Origin of the sequence: Bradyrhizobium sp. 1200_D9_N1_1 (genome assembly GCF_052075915.1) — a bacterium.
Lineage (GTDB): Bacteria > Pseudomonadota > Alphaproteobacteria > Rhizobiales > Xanthobacteraceae > Bradyrhizobium > Bradyrhizobium diazoefficiens.
Genome location: NZ_CP197226.1, coordinates 8,407,083 through 8,425,808, shown reverse-complemented (window position 1 = coordinate 8,425,808; position 18,726 = coordinate 8,407,083). Strand labels below are relative to the sequence as shown.

The following is an 18,726-nucleotide window of genomic DNA, read 5'->3' as shown; positions in this document are numbered from 1 at the left end:
ACGTCCCGGGGGTAAGAGTATGCGTAAAGAACTGCTGCGCCGCCATGCGCGCGTGTGTCTTCTGGTTGCGGCCGCGGTGCTGGCATCGCCGGCTGCCGGTCTTGCCGAATCCACCGCCGATACCATCGCCGTCAATGTCGACCAGGCCAAGCTGGTCCGGCTGCCCGGCAAGGTGGCGACCATCGTGGTCGGCAATCCCCTGATCGCCGACGTCACGCTGCAGCCCGGTGGCATGATCGTCGTGACCGGGAAGGGCTACGGCGCCACCAACTTCATCGCGCTCGACAGGGGCGGCGAGATCCTGGTCGACCGCCAGATCCAGGTCGAAGGTCCGAGCGACCGGCTCGTCACCGTCTACCGCGGGGTCGAGCGTGAGTCCTATAGCTGCATGCCGATTTGCCAGCGTCGCGTGACGCTGGGCGACAGCGACAACTTCTTCAACACCACGATGAGCCAGGCCGGTTCGCTGAGCAGCAATGCCAGCGGCAACGCCGGCGCGGGCGCCAAGACCAACTAGCAAGACCAACCAGCAGGCCAACTGGTAGGACCGCCCCGTTCTTCGAACATGAAAAAAAAGGCCGTGCGTCACGCACGGCCTTTTTCTATTGCGTTGGCTCGTTCGCGCGAGCCGAAGCTCCGTCGGCTCAGCCGGCGGAGCGAAGATTGTCGGCGGCCGACTTGCCGGACCGGCGATCGGCAACGATCTCGTAGGAGATCTTCTGGCCTTCGCGCAGCGTGCCGAGGCCGGCGCGCTCGACGGCGCTGATGTGCACGAACACGTCCTTGCCGCCGTCGTCGGGCTGGATGAAGCCAAAGCCCTTGGTCGCGTTAAACCACTTCACGGTTCCCATGCTCACGGGGGTAGTTCCTTCTCAGATACACAATGTAAGAGCCCGCTCGCGCGGGCAGGTTAGATCGAATTTCTGGAAGGGTCGTCAGCGTGTCTGAACCGGCTGTACCGGTGGATGCCAATGTCGTCCGGCCGAAAATCGATTAATTCATTTTATTGGAAATGAGGCTTCAAAACAATCCTGACGCGCACGATTTTTTGATCCGCCGCGATGTGCGCGGCAGATCAGCATACAGGTCAGCATTTCGATTCCGCGCTTGCGCGCGGAATCGTCGTTCGCCGCCTAGCGGCGGCGGAACTGGCCACCGCGCTGCGCGCCACCCCGCGGCGGTCCGCCGGATGTTGCGGGACGTTCGTCCTTGTGGCGGAAAATCAGCCGGCCCTTCTCGAGATCGTAGGGCGACATCTCCACCGTCACGCGATCGCCCGCGAGCGTCTTGATGCGGTTCTTCTTCATCTTGCCGGCGGTGTAGGCAACGATCTCGTGCCCGGCGTCGAGCTGCACGCGGTAGCGGGCGTCGGGGAGGATTTCGGTGACCAGTCCTTCGAACTGGATCAGCTCTTCCTTAGCCATGAATGTCTCCAGGTCGTGGACGGCTAGTGCGAATAGGGTTTGCGAGTTGGTTGGCCCATCGGCCGACTGTCCCGGCGCAAAAAGGCAACGCCTTGTATCCCATCAGGCGTCCCAGCGCTATGCGCGGAACGCTGTTCAGGGCGGTCGGTTTGCGAAGAGTGCATCTTGCCGCCGGAGCGGCGGCGACGAGACCCCTTTGAGGCCTTCGGGCCGCTGCCGGGCCTTCCGTCGACGTGGCGCGCGTCGCCATGCCGGCCTTCACCGGGCCGTCCATCACCCTGCTTGCCGGCGCTGTGGTGGCGTCCGTCGCCGTGCCTTTCGTCGGTACGCCGTCCGTCACCGTGGCGCTCACCATGCCTTGCGCCTTGCGGACGCTGGCCCGGGCGGCCCGGCCGGCCCTGTCGTTGCTGCGACGGGGGCGGACCCGCATCGCGGCGGCCGGCATCGGTGCGGAGGTCTTCGCGCGGCAGCGCCACCTTGATCAGCCGCTCGATGTCGCGGAGATAGCTGAGCTCCTCGCCGCCTGCGACCAGCGAGATCGCGGTGCCCTCAGCGCCGGCGCGCGCGGTGCGGCCGATGCGGTGGACGTAAGTCTCGGGCACGTTGGGCAGGTCGAAATTGATGACGTGGGTGATGCCGTCGACATCGATGCCACGGGCGGCGATGTCGGTGGCGACCAGCGTGCGGATGTCGCCGGAGCGGAACTGGGCGAGCGTGCGCTCGCGATGGTTCTGCGACTTGTTGCCGTGGATGGCGCTGGCGGCAATGCCGGCCTTCTCGAGCGTCTTCACGACCTTGTCGGCGCCGTGCTTGGTACGGGTGAAGACCAGTGCGCGGTTGATCGGCTCGTCCTTCAGGAGCTTGGTCAGGAAGGCGGGCTTGGCCGAGAAGTCGACCTGGAGGATACGCTGGTTGATGCGCTCGGCGGTCGAGGAGACCGGGGTCACCGCGACACGGGCCGGATCACGCAGCATGGAGTCGGCGAGCTCGGCAATGTCCTTGGGCATGGTGGCCGAGAAGAACAGCGTCTGCCGCTTGATCGGCAGTTTGGCGACGATCTTCCGGATGTCGTTGATGAAGCCCATGTCGAGCATGCGGTCGGCCTCGTCGAGCACGAGGAATTCGACGCTGCCAAGCTTCAGCCCGTTGCTCTGCACGAGGTCGAGCAGGCGGCCGGGGGTGGCGACCAGCACTTCGACGCCCTGCATCAGCGAGCGGACCTGGCGGCCCATCGGCACGCCGCCGATGGCGAGCGTCGAGGACAGGCGGATGTGGCGGCCATAGGCGTTGAAGCTGTCGAGGATCTGGCCGGACAGCTCGCGGGTGGGCGACAGAACCAGGACGCGGGTCGTCTTCGGCTGCGGCTTGATGCGGTGCTCGAGCAGGCGATGCAGGATCGGCAGTGCGAAGGACGCGGTCTTGCCGGTGCCGGTCTGGGCGATGCCGACGACGTCGCGGCCGGTCAACGCCGTGGGAATGGTCTGGGCCTGGATGGGGGTGGGGGTGACGTAATTCTCTTCGGAGAGAGCACGAGCGATCGGTTCGGCGAGGCCGAAGTCCTGAAACGAAGTCAAAAGATGGGTTCTTTCCATGTCAAAAGCGGGCGCCCGGCGCATTCAGCGCGGCGCGCGCAAACGGGTGTCGAGAAGACACCTGCGTGTTTGGGGTGTCGGATGGCTTGGGAGATATGGGGCAAGCCAGAGGCCCGTAGAGGGCTTAAGAACACGCGGCTCGCAACGACCCCTTGATTCGCAAGAGGTCTCGACCGTCATATGGAACATTGAGCGGGCGCTTTCAAGGCAGGCTGGCCCTAAACGGCGATTGCAGTGCAGAAATAGTTATGCCGGAAATTTAGACAGAGGCGTCATTTTGCTCAATAAATGAACTGTCTGCCGCATTAGAATACAATTTCTTTGCACAAATCTTGAGCAACTAGCTCCCGGCGAAACTTCGATTTTTGCTAGATTATAAAGCAAAATCAATGCCTTGGTGCGTGTCTAGCCCATGGCATGGTTCTTGCGATTCCGTTAATCGCAGGCGGCCGTGGGGCCGTTTCGCAGCGTTTTCACGTCTGCGTCAGGGAGATGATACACAAATGCGCACCAAATCCACTCACGATATAGCGGCGTCATTTAGCCGCCGCGGCGTGCTCGCCGCGACCGCCGGACTGATGCTCGGTCTGGCCTCCATTTCCGGCGCGAAGGCCGCGGACGACACCATCAAGGTCGGTGTGCTTCACTCTCTCTCCGGCACCATGGCCATCAGCGAAACCACGCTGAAGGACACCATCCTCTTCCTGATCGACGAGCAGAACAAGAAGGGCGGCGTGCTCGGCAAGAAGCTCGAAGCCGTCGTCGTCGACCCTGCTTCGAACTGGCCGCTGTTCGCCGAGAAGGCGCGCGAGCTGATCACCAAGGACAAGGTCTCGGTCGTGTTCGGCTGCTGGACCTCGGTGTCGCGCAAGTCGGTGCTCCCGGTCTTCAAGGAGCTGAACAACATCCTGTTCTACCCCGTGCAGTACGAGGGCGAGGAGAGCGAGCGCAACGTGTTCTACACGGGTGCTGCGCCGAACCAGCAGGCGATCCCCGCCGTCGACTATTTGATGAAGGACGAGAAGGTGAAGCGCTGGGTGCTCGCGGGCACCGACTACGTCTATCCGCGCACCACCAACAAGATCCTGGAAGCCTATCTGAAGTCGAAGGGTGTCGCCCAGGAAGACATCATGATCAACTACACGCCGTTCGGTCACTCCGACTGGCAGACGATCGTGGCCGACATCAAGAAGTTCGGCTCGGCCGGCAAGAAGACCGCGGTGGTCTCGACCATCAACGGCGATGCCAACGTTCCCTTCTATAAGGAGCTCGGCAACCAGGGTATCAAGGCGAAGGACATCCCGGTGGTCGCGTTCTCGGTGGGTGAGGAAGAGCTCGCCGGCATCGACACCAAGCCGCTGGTCGGCCATCTCGCCGCCTGGAACTACTTCGAGTCGATCAAGACCAAGGACGGATCGAACGAGAAGTTCATCAAGGACTGGCAGGCCTACACCAAGAACCCGAAGCGTGTGACCAACGACCCGATGGAAGCGCACGTGATCGGCTTCAACATGTGGGTGAAGGCGGTCGAGAAGGTGAAGTCGACCGATCCGGACAAGGTGATCGACGCGCTTCCCGGCATCGAGGCGCCGAACCTGACCGGCGGCGTGTCGAAGATGCTGCCGAACCACCACATCACCAAGCCGGTGTTCATCGGCGAGATCAAGGGCAACGGCCAGTTCGACGTGGTCTGGAAGACCCCGGGTCTTGTCGCGGGCGATGCCTGGTCGAAGGAGCTCGACGGCTCCAAGGACCTGATCGGCGATTGGGTCGGCAAGAAGTGCGGCAACTTCAACACCAAGACCAACAAGTGCCTGGGTTCGGGCTCCTGATCCGGGCCTGACCGTATCTATGCACGCGACCGGAGAGGGCGGCGATCCCGCCGCCTTCTCCACTCATTTCTGCCGGGGTCATTCACAGTGCCAGCTAATTTGTCCGCCCGCCTCTGTTCGCTCCTGCTCTCGTTGTTCCTGATCGCGTTCGCACTGCCGGCCTTCGCCGGTCCGTTCGAGGATGCGGTCGCCAAATTCGCCAACGATGATTATTCCGACACGGAAGAGGCGATCGGCGTGGTCGCGAGCAGCGGCAATCCGCTGGCCTTCCCCATCATCAGCGCGCTCCAGGACGGCCGCCTCATGGCCGATCCGGACAGCAAGAAGGTTTACGTCACCGGCACCGACGGCAAGTCGATCGATGCCGCGACCGGCCAGGCGGTGGCCAGCGTTCCCGACAGTGCGAGCGCGGTCCGCCTCAACAACCGTCTTCGCCGCAGCGTCGATGCCGCGGTCGGCAGCCTGACGCTTCAGTCGCCGGACGTCGGAACGCGCCTCCAGGCCGCGCAATCCGTCTTCAAGTCGCATGAGGAGACCGCGCTCGAAGCCGTCGATGCCGCGCTCGCCAAGGAAACCAACAAATCAGTCAAGGCTACGCTCGGCGAAGCCCGCGCGGCGATCCTGCTGTTCAAGCCGGACGCCACCGAGGTCGAGAAGCTCGAGGCCGTCGCCACCCTCAGGGCGCGCGGCGACCAGGAGGCGATGGCGCTGCTCACCGGCATGGGCGACCAGCCGGCCTCGGTGACCAAGGCCGCCGCGAGTGCGATCGGCTCGATCCAGAGTTCGCTCGCGGTCTGGTCCACGGTGCAGAATGCCTGGTACGGCCTCTCGCTCGGCTCAGTGCTGCTGCTCGCGGCGATCGGGCTTGCCATCACCTTCGGCGTGATGGGCGTCATCAACATGGCCCACGGCGAAATGGTGATGTTAGGGGCCTACACCACCTTCGTGGTGCAGGAGGTGATCCGCACCCGCTATCCCGGCCTGTTCGACTATTCCTTGCTGATCGCCGTGCCGCTGGCCTTTCTCGTCGCCGGCGCGATCGGCGTGTTGATCGAGCGCAGCATCATTCGCTTCCTCTACGGCCGTCCGCTGGAGACGCTGCTGGCGACCTGGGGCCTGTCGCTGGTGCTCCAGCAGGCGGTCCGCACCATGTTCGGCCCGACCAACCGCGAGGTCGGCAACCCCTCCTGGATGAGCGGCGCCTTCGAGCTCGGCCAGATCACCATTACCTATAACCGGCTCTGGATCCTCTGCTTCACGCTCGCCGTGTTCGCGATCCTGCTCGCGATGCTGCGCTACACCGCGCTGGGCCTGGAGATGCGCGCGGTGACGCAGAACCGGCGCATGGCGGCCTCGATGGGCATCGCCACCTCGCGCGTCGACGCGCTCACCTTCGGCCTGGGTTCGGGCATTGCCGGCATCGCCGGCGTGGCGCTGTCGCAGATCGACAATGTCAGTCCCAATCTCGGCCAGAGCTACATCATCGACAGCTTCATGGTCGTGGTGTTCGGCGGGGTCGGCAATCTCTGGGGCACGCTGGTCGGCGCCTTCACGCTCGGCATCGCCAACAAGTTCCTGGAGCCGGTCGCAGGCGCCGTGCTCGGCAAGATCGCCATCCTGGTTCTCATCATCCTTTTCATTCAAAAGCGGCCGCGCGGTCTGTTCGCGCTCAAGGGCCGTGCGGTGGAAGCATGACCCCTCACATGCTGACGCGATCACTGGACCGCAGCGCGACGATCTTCCTGCTGGTTGTCGCCGCGCTGGGCGTGCTGATCCCGTTGTCCAACCTGCTGCTGCCCGCGGGCTCGTTCCTGCAAGTGCCGACCTATCTGGTCGCGCTCTGGGGCAAGTATGTCTGTTACGCCATCCTGGCGCTCGCGATCGACCTGATCTGGGGCTATTGCGGCATCCTCTCGCTCGGCCACGGCGCTTTCTTCGCGCTCGGCGGCTACGCGATGGGCATGTACCTGATGCGGCAGATCGGCACCCGCGGCGTCTACGGCAACCCGATCCTGCCCGACTTCATGGTGTTCCTGAACTATTCGAAGCTGCCCTGGTACTGGTACGGCTTCGACATGTTCTGGTTCGCCGCGCTGATGGTGCTGGTCGTGCCGGGCCTGCTCGCCTTCTGCTTCGGCTGGCTCGCCTTCCGCTCCCGCGTCACCGGCGTGTATCTGTCGATCATCACGCAGGCGATGACCTATGCGCTGCTGCTCGCCTTCTTCCGCAACGATTTCGGCTTCGGCGGCAACAACGGCCTGACCGACTTCAAGGACATTTTGGGCTTCAACGTGCAGGCGGAAGGGACTCGCGCCGCGCTGTTCGCGCTGAGCTGCCTGGCGCTGATCCTGGGCTTCCTGGTCTGCCGCGCCATCGTCTCGTCCAAGCTCGGCAAGGTGCTGATCGCGGTGCGTGATGCGGAATCGCGCACCCGCTTCCTCGGCTACCGGGTCGAATCCTACAAGCTGTTCGTGTTCACGGTGTCGGCCTGCATGGCCGGCGTTGCCGGCGCGCTCTACGTGCCGCAGGTCGGCATCATCAATCCGAGCGAATTCGCGCCGGGCAATTCGATCGAGGCGGTGATCTGGGTCGCGGTCGGCGGCCGCGGCACGCTGGTCGGCGCGGCGCTCGGCGCCGTCGTCGTCAACTATGCCAAGACGTTCTTCACCTCTGGCATGCTGGCGCCGTACTGGCTGTTCATGCTCGGCGCGCTGTTCATCCTGGTGACGCTGCTGCTGCCCAAGGGCATCGTCGGCACCTTCAACACCTGGTGGGACGCGTCGAAGGAAAAACGTCCCGCGGCGACCACGGCGAGTGCCGCGGCCGAGGACGGCGTCACCGAACCAAAGATGGCGGAGTAGGCGCAATGAACGTCATGGACACCCGCGCGACCTCCGCAATGCTCTACCTCGACGGCGTGCACGTCTCCTTCGACGGCTTTCACGCCATCAACAATCTGTCGCTGACGCTCGAGCCCGGCGAGATGCGCGCCATCATCGGCCCGAATGGCGCCGGCAAGACCACGATGATGGACATCATCACCGGCAAGACCAAGCCCGACGAGGGCACCGTACTGTTCGACGGCGTCACCGACCTGACGCGACTGGATGAGACCCGGATTGCCGAGCTCGGCATCGGCCGCAAATTCCAGAAGCCCACCGTGTTCGAGAGCCAGACCGTGCAGGACAACCTGCTGCTGGCGCTCAATGTCGATCACAGCGTCAAGGGCACGCTGTTCTGGCGTGGCAGCAAGGCCGAGTCCGAGCGCATCGACAAAGTGCTGGAGACGATCCGCCTCACCGAGGCGCGCAACCGGCTGGCCGGCAGCCTCAGCCACGGCCAGAAGCAATGGCTCGAGATCGGCATGCTGCTGGCGCAGGATCCGAAGCTCTTGCTGGTCGACGAGCCCGTCGCCGGCATGACCGACGTCGAGACGCATCTCACCGCCGAGCTGCTGAAGGAGATCAACAAGACCCACACCGTCATGGTGGTCGAGCACGACATGACGTTCGTGCGCGAACTCGGGGTCAAGGTCACCTGCCTGCACGAAGGCTCGGTGCTCGCGGAAGGTACCATCGACCAGGTCTCGTCCAACGAGCGGGTCATCGAAGTCTATCTGGGACGCTGACCGATGCTCGAAGTCAAAGACATCAACCTGTTCTACGGTGCGGCGCAGGCGCTGCGCGGCGTCTCGATTGCGGCCGAGCCCGGCAAGGTGACTTGCGTGCTCGGGCGCAACGGCGTCGGCAAGACCTCGCTGCTGCGGGCCATGGTTGGGCAATATCCCATCTCCTCCGGCGCGATCGTGTTCGACGGCAGCGACATCACGGGCCTCAAGCCTTACGAGCGGGCGCGCAAGGGCATCGGCTTCGTGCCGCAGGGCCGCGAGATCTTTCCGCTGCTCACGGTCGAGGAGAATCTCAAGACCGGCTTCGGTCCGCTCAAGCGCGAGGACAGGCACATCCCGGATGACGTGTTCTCGCTGTTTCCGGTGCTGCAATCCATGCTCGGCCGCCGCGGCGGCGATCTCTCCGGCGGCCAGCAGCAGCAGCTCGCGATCGGGCGTGCGCTGGTGATGCGGCCGAAGCTGCTGCTGCTCGACGAGCCGACCGAGGGCATCCAGCCCTCGATCATCAAGGACATCGGCCGCGCCATCTCCTACTTGCGCAACCTCGGCAACATCGCCATCGTGCTGGTCGAACAATATCTCGACTTTGCCTGCGAACTCGGCGACAGTTTCGCCGTGATGGATCGCGGCGCGGTGAAGTTCACCTGCGACCGCACCAATCTCGACGCGAGCGAGATCAGCCGTCAGATGGCTCTGTAAGCCATTTGTGTCGCGACCGGCTGGGGAGGCGGATGCGCAGCGAACTATCAGTCACGTCCAGCATATTCGAGGCCAATCGCGCCCGCGGCGCGGTCAGGTTCGACGTGCATGCGCGGGACGGCGTAACACGGCGCGGCGTGTTGCATGAATCCGGCTCGCTGCGCGTGCGCTTTCCCTCGCCCGAGGATGAAGGTCTCTCCGGCGTGTTCGTCAACACGGCCGGTGGCGTTGCCGGCGGTGATCGCTTCGATGTCGAGATATCGGCGGCCGATGCCGCGCGGCTGACGCTGACCACGGCGGCCGCCGAAAAGGTCTATCGCGCGCCGGGCCCGGCGGCGGAGCTCAATATCGCCCTGAAGGTCGGCGCAGGCGCGCATCTGTCCTGGCTGCCGCAGGAGACCATCCTGTTTGATCGTGCCCGTGTCCATCGTCGCTTCGACATCGCGCTCGATGAGGCGGCCTCGCTCCTGCTTTGCGAGATCGTGGTGTTCGGACGCACTGCGATGGGTGAGCGGATGGAGCAGGGCGAGTTCGTCGACCGATGGCGGCTCTCTCGCGGCGGTCGACTCGTCTTTGCTGAGACCGTCAGGCTGGGCGGTGATATCGGTGCGAAACTCGCGAGGTCCGCGGTGGCCAAGGGGGGCGCGGCAATCGGCACGGCCTTGATCGTGCCCGGCGATGAGGCGCTCATCGAGCGCATTCGGGAGGCCTCGGAATCCTTCGCCGGCGAGGTCGGGATATCGGCCTGGAATGGCTTTGCAATGGCGCGGTTCTGTGCCCAAGATGCGGCGCGCTTGCGCGCCGACATGATGGCCGTGCTGGCGCGCACCGGTGCGGCGTTGCCGCGGCTGTGGTTGAATTGACGTGTTGAACGGAAGAGATTTCGCATGAACCTGTCTCCCCGCGAAAAGGACAAGCTTCTGATCTCGATGGCCGCCATCGTGGCGCGCCGCAGGCTGGACCGCGGCGTCAAGCTCAACCATCCCGAGGCGATCGCGATCATCTCCGATTTCATCCTCGAAGGTGCGCGCGATGGCCGTACCGTGGCCGAGCTGATGCAATCCGGCGCGCAGGTGCTGACCCGCGACCAGGTGATGCCGGGCATCCCCGAAATGATCCACGACATCCAGGTCGAGGCGACGTTTCCGGACGGCACCAAGCTCGTCACCGTGCACGAGCCGATCAGGTGATTTGAATTCGTCATTCCGGGGCGCGCGCAGGGCGAACCCGGAATCCAGAGATTGTTGATCGAGATTCCGGGTTCTCGTTCCGCGAGCCCCGGAATGACGGAGGAAGACAGAGATGATCCCCGGTGAACTCTTCATTCAGGACGGCGAGATCGAGCTCAATGCCGGCCGCAAGACCGTGACGCTGACGGTCGCCAACACCGGCGACCGCCCTATCCAGGTCGGCTCGCACTACCATTTCTTCGAGACCAACCCGGCCTTGAAATTCGAGCGCAAGAAGGCCCGCGGCATGCGCCTCGACATCGCCGCCGGCACCGCCGTCCGCTTCGAACCCGGCCAGACCCGCGACGTCCAGCTCGTCGCGCTCGCCGGCAAGAAGACCATCTACGGCTTCCGTGGCGACGTGATGGGGAAGCTGTGAGGCATGCTTTCCGCCGTCCGCCTCATCTCTGAAGCCGCTGACCTGGCCGCGCGCCGGCACAACGGCATGGCGCGCAAGGGGCGGGGGAACGAGCCTTACATCAATCACCTTGCCGAGGTCGCGAACCTGCTCGCGACGGCGACCGATGGTGGGGATGCCGAGCTCGTGGCCGCCGGCTGGCTACATGATGTCATCGAGGACACCGAGACCACGCGTGAAGAGCTCGCGCAAAAATTCTCCGAGCGTATCGCATCTCTCGTCGTCGAGTGCACCGATGACATGAACCTGCCGAAAGCCGAGCGGCGCCGGCGGCAGGTGGTCGATGCGCCGAAGAAATCTGCGGGCGCAAAACTGATCAAGATCGCCGACAAGATCAGCAATGTCGGCGCACGCATTCATTCCGATCCGACCGCCGAGGAGCGTGACGATCTCGTCGACTATACCGGCTGGGCCGAGCAGGTGGTCGCCGGTTGTCGCGGCGGCAATCCGTGGCTCGATCAGAAATTCGACGACGCAGTGCGTACGGCGAGAGCTTCGCTGTGAGCACCATCAAGACATTCAAACGCAAACGGGGCCTGTGATGTCCGTCAAGATCAAACGTTCCGTCTATGCCGACATGTTCGGCCCGACCACCGGCGACAAGGTGCGGCTGGCCGACACCGATCTCATCATCGAGGTCGAGAAGGATTTCACCGTCTATGGCGAGGAGGTGAAGTTCGGCGGCGGCAAGGTGATCCGCGACGGCATGGGGCAGTCGCAGGTCACCAACAAGCAGGGCGCGGCCGACACCGTCATCACCAATGCGCTGATCGTGGACCACTGGGGCATCGTGAAGGCCGACGTCGCGATCAAGGACGGCATGATCTCCGCGATCGGCAAGGCCGGCAACCCCGACATCCAGCCGGGCGTCACCATCATCATCGGCCCCGGCACCGACGTGATCGCGGGCGAGGGTAAGATCCTCACCGCCGGCGGCTTCGACAGCCACATCCATTTCATCTGCCCGCAGCAGATCGAGCACGCGCTGATGAGCGGCGTCACCTCGATGCTGGGCGGCGGCACCGGTCCCTCGCACGGCACCTTTGCGACGACCTGCACGCCGGGCCCGTGGCACATGGGGCGGATGATCCAGTCGTTCGACGCCTTCCCGGTCAATCTCGGCATTTCCGGCAAGGGCAACGCCTCGCGCCCCGCGCCGCTGGTCGAGATGATCAAGGGCGGCGCCTGCGCGCTGAAGCTGCACGAGGATTGGGGCACCACGCCGGCCGCGATCGACAACTGCCTGTCGGTGGCCGACGATTACGACATCCAGGTCATGATCCACACCGATACGCTGAACGAATCCGGCTTCGTCGAGGATACGATCAAGGCGTTCAAGGGCCGCACCATCCACGCCTTCCACACCGAGGGCGCCGGCGGCGGTCACGCCCCCGACATCATCAAGGTCGCAGGGCTGAAGAACGTGCTGCCGTCATCGACCAACCCGACGCGCCCCTTCACCCGCAACACCATCGACGAGCATCTCGACATGCTGATGGTGTGCCACCACCTCGATCCCTCGATCGCGGAAGATCTTGCGTTCGCCGAAAGCCGTATCCGCAAGGAGACCATCGCGGCCGAGGACATCCTGCACGATCTCGGCGCGCTCTCGATGATGTCCTCGGACTCCCAGGCCATGGGCCGCCTCGGCGAAGTCATCATCCGGACCTGGCAGACCGCCGACAAGATGAAGAAGCAGCGCGGATCGCTGCCGCAGGACAAGGGCAAGGACAACGACAATTTCCGCGTCAAGCGCTACATCGCCAAATACACGATCAACCCCGCGATCGCGCACGGCGTGTCGAAGCTGATCGGTTCGGTGGAGAAGGGCAAGCTTGCCGATCTCGTGCTGTGGTCGCCGGCCTTCTTCGGCGTCAAGCCGGACTGCATCGTCAAGGGCGGCACGATCGTCGCCGCGCCGATGGGCGATCCCAACGCCTCGATCCCGACGCCGCAGCCGGTGCACTACCAGCCGATGTTCGGCGCCTTCGGCAAGGCGCGCACCGCATCTTCCGTGGTGTTCACCTCCAAGGCCGCGATCACCGGCGGGCTGGCGCGCAAGCTCGGTATCGAGAAGAAGCTCTATGCCGTCCAGAACACCCGCGGCAGGATCTCCAAGAAGAGCATGATCCACAACGACGCAACACCCAATATCGAGGTCGATCCGGAGACCTATGAGGTCCGCGCCGACGGCGAGCTCCTGACCTGCGCGCCTGCCGAAGTGCTGCCGATGGCGCAGCGATATTTCATGTACTGAAATAGCGCCCCGGTCCCCGGAGCCTGTCCGGGGACGGTTTTACGGTGTTGCGTTCGATCCCGCCTGGTCTAATGTCCCGCCCGGTATCTTGAACCCAGAAGAAAAGCCGGGAGGATTTCTCGTGATCTACGTCGTTGCCACCTTGACCATCAAGCCCGAGACGCGCGCCGAATTCATTGCAGGCGCCACCGCCTGCATCAAGGAGACGCGGAAAGAGCCCGGCAATATCGCCTATGATATGCATGAAAGCGTCACCGATCCGACCAAGATGGTGTTCGTCGAGCAGTGGGAGAGCGCCGAGGCGCTGGTGCCGCATCGCGCCATGGAGCACATGAAGACGTTCGGCCGCATTGCGGTGAAATGCTTCATGGCGCCGCCGAAGGTCGAAATCATTACGCCCGAGAAGGTCGAGACACGGTAACAGGGTAGAAGCCAATGATCCGGGCGACGCAGGTTAGGGGACAGCACCGCTTCACCGAAGCACCAGTGGACACGGTCGTGCTCGATTTCGACGATCGGCACCGCCGCCGCATGGCGATGACGGGGACGCGGGGGCTCGAATTCCTGCTCGACCTGGAGAACGCCGTTGCACTGCGCGGCGGCGATGCACTGGTGCTGGAGGACGGCCGGCTGGTCGAAGTGGTTGCGGCGCCCGAGCCGCTGCTCGAGATCCGCGGCCGCGATCCGCACCACCTCATCCGCGTCGGCTGGCACCTCGGCAACCGTCATCTGCCGACGCAGATCATGGCCAAAGCCTTGCGCATCCGCCGCGACCACGTCATCGAGGCCATGGTGAAGGGGCTCGGCGCGCGTGTCGTCGAGATCGAGGCGCCATTCGATCCCGAAGGCGGCGCCTATGCCGACGCCGGTCATGCGCATGGCCACGATGACCATGCGCATCATGATCACGGCCATCACCACCACGATCATGGCGACCATCATCATGATCACCACGGTCATGACCACCATGGTCATGATCATCACGGCCACGACCATCATGATCATGCCGCGCATGACCATGAGCACGATCACCATCATCACGACGAGCATTGCGACCATCCCGACCACCACCACGGCCACAAGCATGCTCATGACCACAAATGAGCCGGTCAATGCCGGTGACCTCGCCGCGCGCGAGGCGGCGGCGCTGTACCGGCTGATGACCTGGCTGTCGCCGGCGTTTCCCGTCGGCGGCTTCTCCTACTCCAGCGGGATCGAATGGGCGGTCGAAGCGGGCGACATCACCGACACGGCGACGCTCGCCGACTGGCTCGATACTATGCTCGGCGACGGTTCGGGCTTCTGCGATGCGACGTTCCTGGTCCAGGCCTATCGCGCCACTGAGGCGGGCGAGGAGACCTCGTTGCGCGACATCGCTGAGCTCGCGAGCGCCTTCGTGCCCTCGCGCGAGCGGCAGCTCGAGACGACGTCGCAGGGCCGCGCCTTCATCGACATCGCCCGCGCCGCGTGGGATGCGGAGGGGCTGGACGCCATGGTTGCGGCATGCCGCACGCCATTGGTCTATCCCGTCGCGGTCGGTGTGGTCGCCGCGATGCACGGCGTGCCGTTGGCGCCGACGCTGCACGCCTTCCTGCACGCTGTGGTCTCGAACTGGATTTCCGCGGCCAGCCGCCTCATTCCGCTCGGCCAGACCGACAGCCAGCGCGTGCTGGTGCGGCTGGAAGCCGCGGTCGCCGCGACCGCAACTCGTGCGCTGAGCGCGACGTTGGACGATCTTGGCAGCGCGACATTCCGCGCCGATCTCGCCAGCCTGCGGCACGAGACGCAGTATACGCGGCTGTTTCGGTCGTGAGCGCGTTGCATCACATTCTGCCGTCGTCCCGGCGAAGGCCAGGCCCCATAACCACGAATGCCTGTGGTCATGGAGGGATGTGGCCTCAGTCCGCCGCGACAATGAACTTCGGTGGTAATGGGTCCTGGCTTTCGCCAGGACGACGATAGGAAAGAATCAATGGCTACGTCTCACGGCCCCCTGCGTGTCGGCGTCGGCGGTCCGGTCGGATCGGGCAAGACCGCGCTGATGGATCTGCTCTGCAAGACCATGCGCGAGCGCTACGACATCGCGGCGATCACCAACGACATCTACACCAAATGGGATGCCGAATTCCTGGTGCGCTCGGGCTCGCTGACGCCGGATCGCATTGCCGGTGTCGAGACCGGCGGCTGCCCGCATACCGCGATCCGCGAAGATGCCTCGATGAACCTCGCGGCGGTCGCGGACATGCGCGCGAAATTCCCCGGCCTCGACCTCGTGCTGATCGAGTCCGGCGGCGACAATCTCGCTGCCACTTTTTCCCCGGAGCTTGCCGACCTCACCATCTACGTCATCGACGTGGCGGCGGGCGACAAGATCCCGTCCAAGGGCGGCCCCGGCATCACCCGCTCCGACCTCCTGGTCATCAACAAGATCGATCTTGCGCCCCATGTCGGCGCCTCCCTGGAGAAGATGGAGACGGACGCCAGGCGCATGCGCGGCGCGCGCCCCTTTGTCATGACCAACCTGAAGAAGAGCGAGGGGCTCGACCGCATCGTCGGCTTCATCGAGGCCAAAGGCGGCCTGAAACGGGCCGGCTGACGAACGCGACGACTTGGCACAGGGGTTTTCCGCCGTTAACGCCTGAGGCAGGACCGTATCCGCGGAACAAATTTCGGACACGGCGATTAATTACCTCCGGTACCCGGGGCAAATCCATTCCGGCCGGACGACCGGCCGGGCGGATTAAGCTTTTCATGCGACCCAAGTTGCGTACTGATGCCTCCTCCTTCATTATCTCCGCCATCGGGGTTCATCCTGTTTCGGCACATGGCCGTTCGAGCTGCGTTCATATGCTCCGTGTTTATTGCCGACCTCCTGCTTCCGTCTGAGTAGTCGCGTGGTCCGGCTGGGTTTCATCATCGGCTTCATCGCTCTGCTCGGAGCCATGCTTTCCGGGCTTGCGGCCTATCGCGTCCACGACCAGGAGCTGGCGCTGGACCGGATCGCGCTCGCACGTGCGATCGACGTCCATGCGAGCCTGGTGCAGGACCGGCTGACCGAGCGCGAACTGCTCGCCCGTGTCGCCTCAGGCCTGTTCCGCGCGCCATCGGTACTCAAGCCCAACATGCTGGAGCCGCTGCGCTCGGCGATCTACGCCTTCAAGACCGATTTCGTGGTGGCCGGCTGGGTCGCCCGGCTCCAGCCGAACGAGCTTGCTGCGGCGCAGGCCGCGATCGCGGCCGCCGGCTTCCCGAAGCCGCAGATCCGCGACTACGGCGACAAGCCGATCGATCCCGCAAGCCTCACCCAGCCGATCGACGTGCTGATGGATCTCGAGCCGCGCAGCGATGAGACCAAAGGGTTGCCCGGCCGCAGCTATGACCGGGACCCGGTGCGCAGCGCGATGCTCGCCCGGGCCAGGATCGAGAAGAGGTCGGTCGCCTCCGACCCGGTGCCGCTCCTGCGCAACAACGGGCCGGTCGGCGTCATCGTCGCGGCCCCCGTCATTCCCGAAGGCGCGACCGAGCCCGTCGGCTTCATCACATTCTCCTATGAGCTGGCATCACTGATGCTGACCAACGACGACATGTCGTTGTTCGCGGTCGCGCTCAAGGACCCGCGCAAGGACGGCGGCGAGCTCGTCGCCAACGACCAGGGTATCGTCTCCACGCGCATGACGGCGGCGGACGGGCCGGCGCCATCGGCGACGCGCACCGTGAGCTTCGGCGGCCGCGACTGGCAGCTCGGCTATTACGCAAAGACCAACTCGGCGCGGCGCGCCGAGCAGACCGCGATCATCGTGGCGGCGATCGGCTTTGCGATCACCGCGATGGTGTGCGGCCTGTTTGGCTATGTCGCCTACAACAATCTGCGGCTCAGCCGGGAGATCCAGGTGCGGATCGGCTTCGAGCGCCGCCTGACCGCCGTCATCGACGAGCTCAACCACCGGGTCAAGAACATCCTGGCGGTGATCCAGTCGATCGTGACGCGCACGCTGCGCCACGGCGCGGACATCGACGGCGCGCGCGAGCTGCTGATCGGCCGCATCCACGCCATGTCCAACGTGGTCTCGCTGCTCAGCGAGAGCCAGTGGCAGGGCGTCAAGTTGAAGGGCCTGTTCGAGGCGCGCGCCATTCCGCATGCGGACCGCATCGCCGTCACCGGTCCCGACATCGCGGTGAGCGCGCGTGCGGCGCAGAGCCTGTCACTTCTGTTCTTCGAGCTCGCCTCGCATTCGGACGAAGGCCTGTCGCTGGTCGGCAAGCATCCGCACATCACCGCCAACTGGACGGTGACGGGCGAGGGGACCGACGAGGTCTTCCATTTCCGCTGGGAGGAGTTCAACACCAGCGAGGCGACGCGCCGTCCCGATTCCGATTTCGGCCTGATCCTGCTCGACCGCGTCGCGCCCGAAGCGCTCGGCGGCACCGCCAAGCGCTACTTTACCGATGTCTCCTATGTCTACGAGCTGATTGCTCCGATGGAGACGGTCGTCGACATGAGCGAGCGCGACCGCACGGACAAGCTCTCGGCCCCGGTGAGGCCTGTGCGATAAACCTCGCGCGCTTCAGCTCGAGGTCGGTCGAGCCGCGATTGCGGTCATCTCGAGCTTGACGCCTGAACCGAGATCGGCCACGCCGACGACGGCGCGTGCCGGCAGATGGGCTTCGGCAAAGTGCGCTTTCCAGGCCGCATTGAACGCAGCCTTCTCGCCGAGATTCGTAACGAAGATGGTCACCTGCAATACGTTGGCCAGGTCGGATCCAAGAGTCTTCAGCAGACGCGACAATTGGCCAAGCACGTCGTTTGCCTGACCTGACATGTCGAGGCTCGTGTCCTCGGCGACGATTCCGCCGATGTAAAGCACGCCTCCATGCTCGACCACTTCGTGGAGCAATCCTTCGTATGGCAAGATGCGTTTGATCATGATGAGACTGATGCTCCTGTGGGAAAAGACGTGAGATGTCCGCGCGTTCTTATCACCAAGGCGTGGAACTTGAGTCGGGGACGGACGGTGGGCATTTTCAGCGCCTGATCTAGCCCTTCGGCCGCAGCACGAGGTCGACCAGATTGCGCGCGTAAGCCGGCGTGATCGGCGCGATGCCGAAGACGTAGCGGTAGAACAGGCCGCCATAGATCGCGTCGCAGAGGTCCTCGGGCGCCCCCTCGGCCAGGACGCTGCCGTCCTTCTGGCCTGCGGCGATCATCTCCACCAGCGCGTCGCGGCGGAATTGCAGGTAGCGTGCGTAGAACAGCTCCGCCGAGCCGGTCTTGGAGATGCATTCGGAGATGACGGCGAGCTGCACCTTGCCGAACTCGCCCCGGAGCGCCTCGGCATAGGCCGCGGCATGGCGGCGTGCGCGTGCCGCGGGCGTGCCGGAGCTCACCGGGGGCAGTGGCAGCATCTGCGCGGCATGGTGGAGAAAGGCGTCGATCAGCAGCGCCTCGCGCGACGGCCACCATTTGTAGATCGTCATCTTGGAGACGCTGGAGTGGCGCGCGACCGCGTCGATGGTGGTGGCGGCAAGGCCGGTCGCGGCCATCAGCGCATAGGCGCTTTCGAGGATGGCGTTGGTGGTCTCGATCGACCGCGGCCGGCCGCGCCGGGGCGCGCTGTCAGCCTCTTCACCCCCGCCTTTCGCCATCGCC

The 18,726-nt window shown here is 64.5% G+C and carries 21 protein-coding genes; 16 read left to right on the top strand and 5 right to left on the bottom strand.

Going from position 1 to position 18,726, the window contains the following annotated elements:
* The first annotated feature begins 19 nt into the window (after positions 1-19).
* The gene (locus AB5K84_RS39790) at positions 20-517 is read left to right on the top strand and encodes a pilus assembly protein N-terminal domain-containing protein (protein ID WP_011084261.1); all 498 of its coding nucleotides are present in this window, start codon (positions 20-22) and stop codon (positions 515-517) included.
* Between the two features lie 127 nt (positions 518-644).
* Here the strand turns inward: AB5K84_RS39790 and AB5K84_RS39785 are convergent, their stop codons facing one another.
* The 3 genes from AB5K84_RS39785 to AB5K84_RS39775 all read right to left on the bottom strand — a co-directional run bounded on the left by AB5K84_RS39785 (position 645) and on the right by AB5K84_RS39775 (position 3,040).
* A complete protein-coding gene (locus tag AB5K84_RS39785) occupies positions 645-857 on the bottom strand; it encodes a cold-shock protein (protein ID WP_011084262.1) in 213 nt (70 codons plus the stop codon).
* 276 nt (positions 858-1,133) lie between these two features.
* On the bottom strand, positions 1,134-1,424 hold the full coding sequence (infA, locus tag AB5K84_RS39780; protein ID WP_011084263.1) for a translation initiation factor IF-1: 291 nt from the start codon (positions 1,422-1,424) through the stop codon (positions 1,134-1,136).
* Positions 1,425-1,447: 23 nt separating this feature from the next.
* A complete protein-coding gene (locus AB5K84_RS39775) occupies positions 1,448-3,040 on the bottom strand; it encodes a DEAD/DEAH box helicase (RefSeq protein ID WP_011084264.1) in 1,593 nt (530 codons plus the stop codon).
* Between the two features lie 479 nt (positions 3,041-3,519).
* Here AB5K84_RS39775 and urtA point away from each other — a divergent pair, with 479 nt between their 5' ends.
* From urtA to AB5K84_RS39700, 15 genes are all read left to right on the top strand, one after another.
* A complete protein-coding gene (gene urtA / locus AB5K84_RS39770; protein WP_028173500.1) occupies positions 3,520-4,848 on the top strand; it encodes an urea ABC transporter substrate-binding protein in 1,329 nt (442 codons plus the stop codon).
* A gap of 87 nt (positions 4,849-4,935) precedes the next feature.
* On the top strand, positions 4,936-6,543 hold the full coding sequence (gene urtB / locus AB5K84_RS39765; RefSeq protein WP_038965365.1) for an urea ABC transporter permease subunit UrtB: 1,608 nt from the start codon (positions 4,936-4,938) through the stop codon (positions 6,541-6,543).
* Positions 6,540-7,709 (top strand): urea ABC transporter permease subunit UrtC, encoded by a 1,170-nt coding sequence (urtC, locus tag AB5K84_RS39760; protein ID WP_011084267.1) that lies wholly within the window; start codon positions 6,540-6,542, stop codon positions 7,707-7,709. The genes urtB and urtC overlap by 4 nt, the downstream gene beginning before the upstream one ends.
* Before the next feature lie 5 nt (positions 7,710-7,714).
* The gene (gene urtD / locus AB5K84_RS39755) at positions 7,715-8,476 is read left to right on the top strand and encodes an urea ABC transporter ATP-binding protein UrtD (protein WP_011084268.1); all 762 of its coding nucleotides are present in this window, start codon (positions 7,715-7,717) and stop codon (positions 8,474-8,476) included.
* A gap of 3 nt (positions 8,477-8,479) precedes the next feature.
* Positions 8,480-9,175 (top strand): urea ABC transporter ATP-binding subunit UrtE, encoded by a 696-nt coding sequence (urtE, locus tag AB5K84_RS39750; RefSeq protein WP_011084269.1) that lies wholly within the window; start codon positions 8,480-8,482, stop codon positions 9,173-9,175.
* Positions 9,176-9,207: 32 nt separating this feature from the next.
* Entirely contained in the window at positions 9,208-10,038 is an 831-nt protein-coding gene (locus AB5K84_RS39745) for an urease accessory protein UreD (RefSeq protein WP_011084270.1), read from the top strand.
* Positions 10,039-10,062: 24 nt separating this feature from the next.
* Positions 10,063-10,365 (top strand): urease subunit gamma, encoded by a 303-nt coding sequence (locus AB5K84_RS39740; protein WP_007605424.1) that lies wholly within the window; start codon positions 10,063-10,065, stop codon positions 10,363-10,365.
* A 112-nt stretch (positions 10,366-10,477) separates the two neighbouring features.
* On the top strand, positions 10,478-10,783 hold the full coding sequence (locus AB5K84_RS39735) for an urease subunit beta (RefSeq protein WP_011084271.1): 306 nt from the start codon (positions 10,478-10,480) through the stop codon (positions 10,781-10,783).
* A 3-nt stretch (positions 10,784-10,786) separates the two neighbouring features.
* A complete protein-coding gene (locus tag AB5K84_RS39730) occupies positions 10,787-11,326 on the top strand; it encodes an HD domain-containing protein (protein WP_011084272.1) in 540 nt (179 codons plus the stop codon).
* A gap of 37 nt (positions 11,327-11,363) precedes the next feature.
* Complete coding sequence (gene ureC / locus AB5K84_RS39725; RefSeq protein ID WP_038965370.1) at positions 11,364-13,079, top strand: urease subunit alpha; 1,716 nt, start codon at positions 11,364-11,366, stop codon at positions 13,077-13,079.
* Positions 13,080-13,200: 121 nt separating this feature from the next.
* A complete protein-coding gene (locus tag AB5K84_RS39720) occupies positions 13,201-13,500 on the top strand; it encodes a putative quinol monooxygenase (protein ID WP_011084274.1) in 300 nt (99 codons plus the stop codon).
* Between the two features lie 14 nt (positions 13,501-13,514).
* A complete protein-coding gene (locus AB5K84_RS39715; RefSeq protein WP_038965371.1) occupies positions 13,515-14,183 on the top strand; it encodes an urease accessory protein UreE in 669 nt (222 codons plus the stop codon).
* Positions 14,164-14,892: an urease accessory protein UreF gene (locus AB5K84_RS39710; protein ID WP_011084275.1), complete on the top strand. Its 729-nt coding sequence runs from the start codon at positions 14,164-14,166 to the stop codon at positions 14,890-14,892. The genes AB5K84_RS39715 and AB5K84_RS39710 overlap by 20 nt, the downstream gene beginning before the upstream one ends.
* A 159-nt stretch (positions 14,893-15,051) precedes the next feature.
* Positions 15,052-15,675, top strand: a complete 624-nt coding sequence (gene ureG / locus AB5K84_RS39705; RefSeq protein WP_011084276.1) for an urease accessory protein UreG — start codon at positions 15,052-15,054, stop codon at positions 15,673-15,675.
* Between the two features lie 298 nt (positions 15,676-15,973).
* Positions 15,974-17,632, top strand: a complete 1,659-nt coding sequence (locus AB5K84_RS39700; protein ID WP_011084277.1) for a CHASE domain-containing protein — start codon at positions 15,974-15,976, stop codon at positions 17,630-17,632.
* A gap of 12 nt (positions 17,633-17,644) precedes the next feature.
* Here the strand turns inward: AB5K84_RS39700 and AB5K84_RS39695 are convergent, their stop codons facing one another.
* Both AB5K84_RS39695 and AB5K84_RS39690 read right to left on the bottom strand, forming a co-directional pair.
* A complete protein-coding gene (locus AB5K84_RS39695; protein WP_011084278.1) occupies positions 17,645-18,004 on the bottom strand; it encodes a RidA family protein in 360 nt (119 codons plus the stop codon).
* Positions 18,005-18,113: 109 nt separating this feature from the next.
* Positions 18,114-18,722 (bottom strand): TetR/AcrR family transcriptional regulator, encoded by a 609-nt coding sequence (locus AB5K84_RS39690; RefSeq protein ID WP_038965372.1) that lies wholly within the window; start codon positions 18,720-18,722, stop codon positions 18,114-18,116.
* Positions 18,723-18,726: the final 4 nt, after the last annotated feature.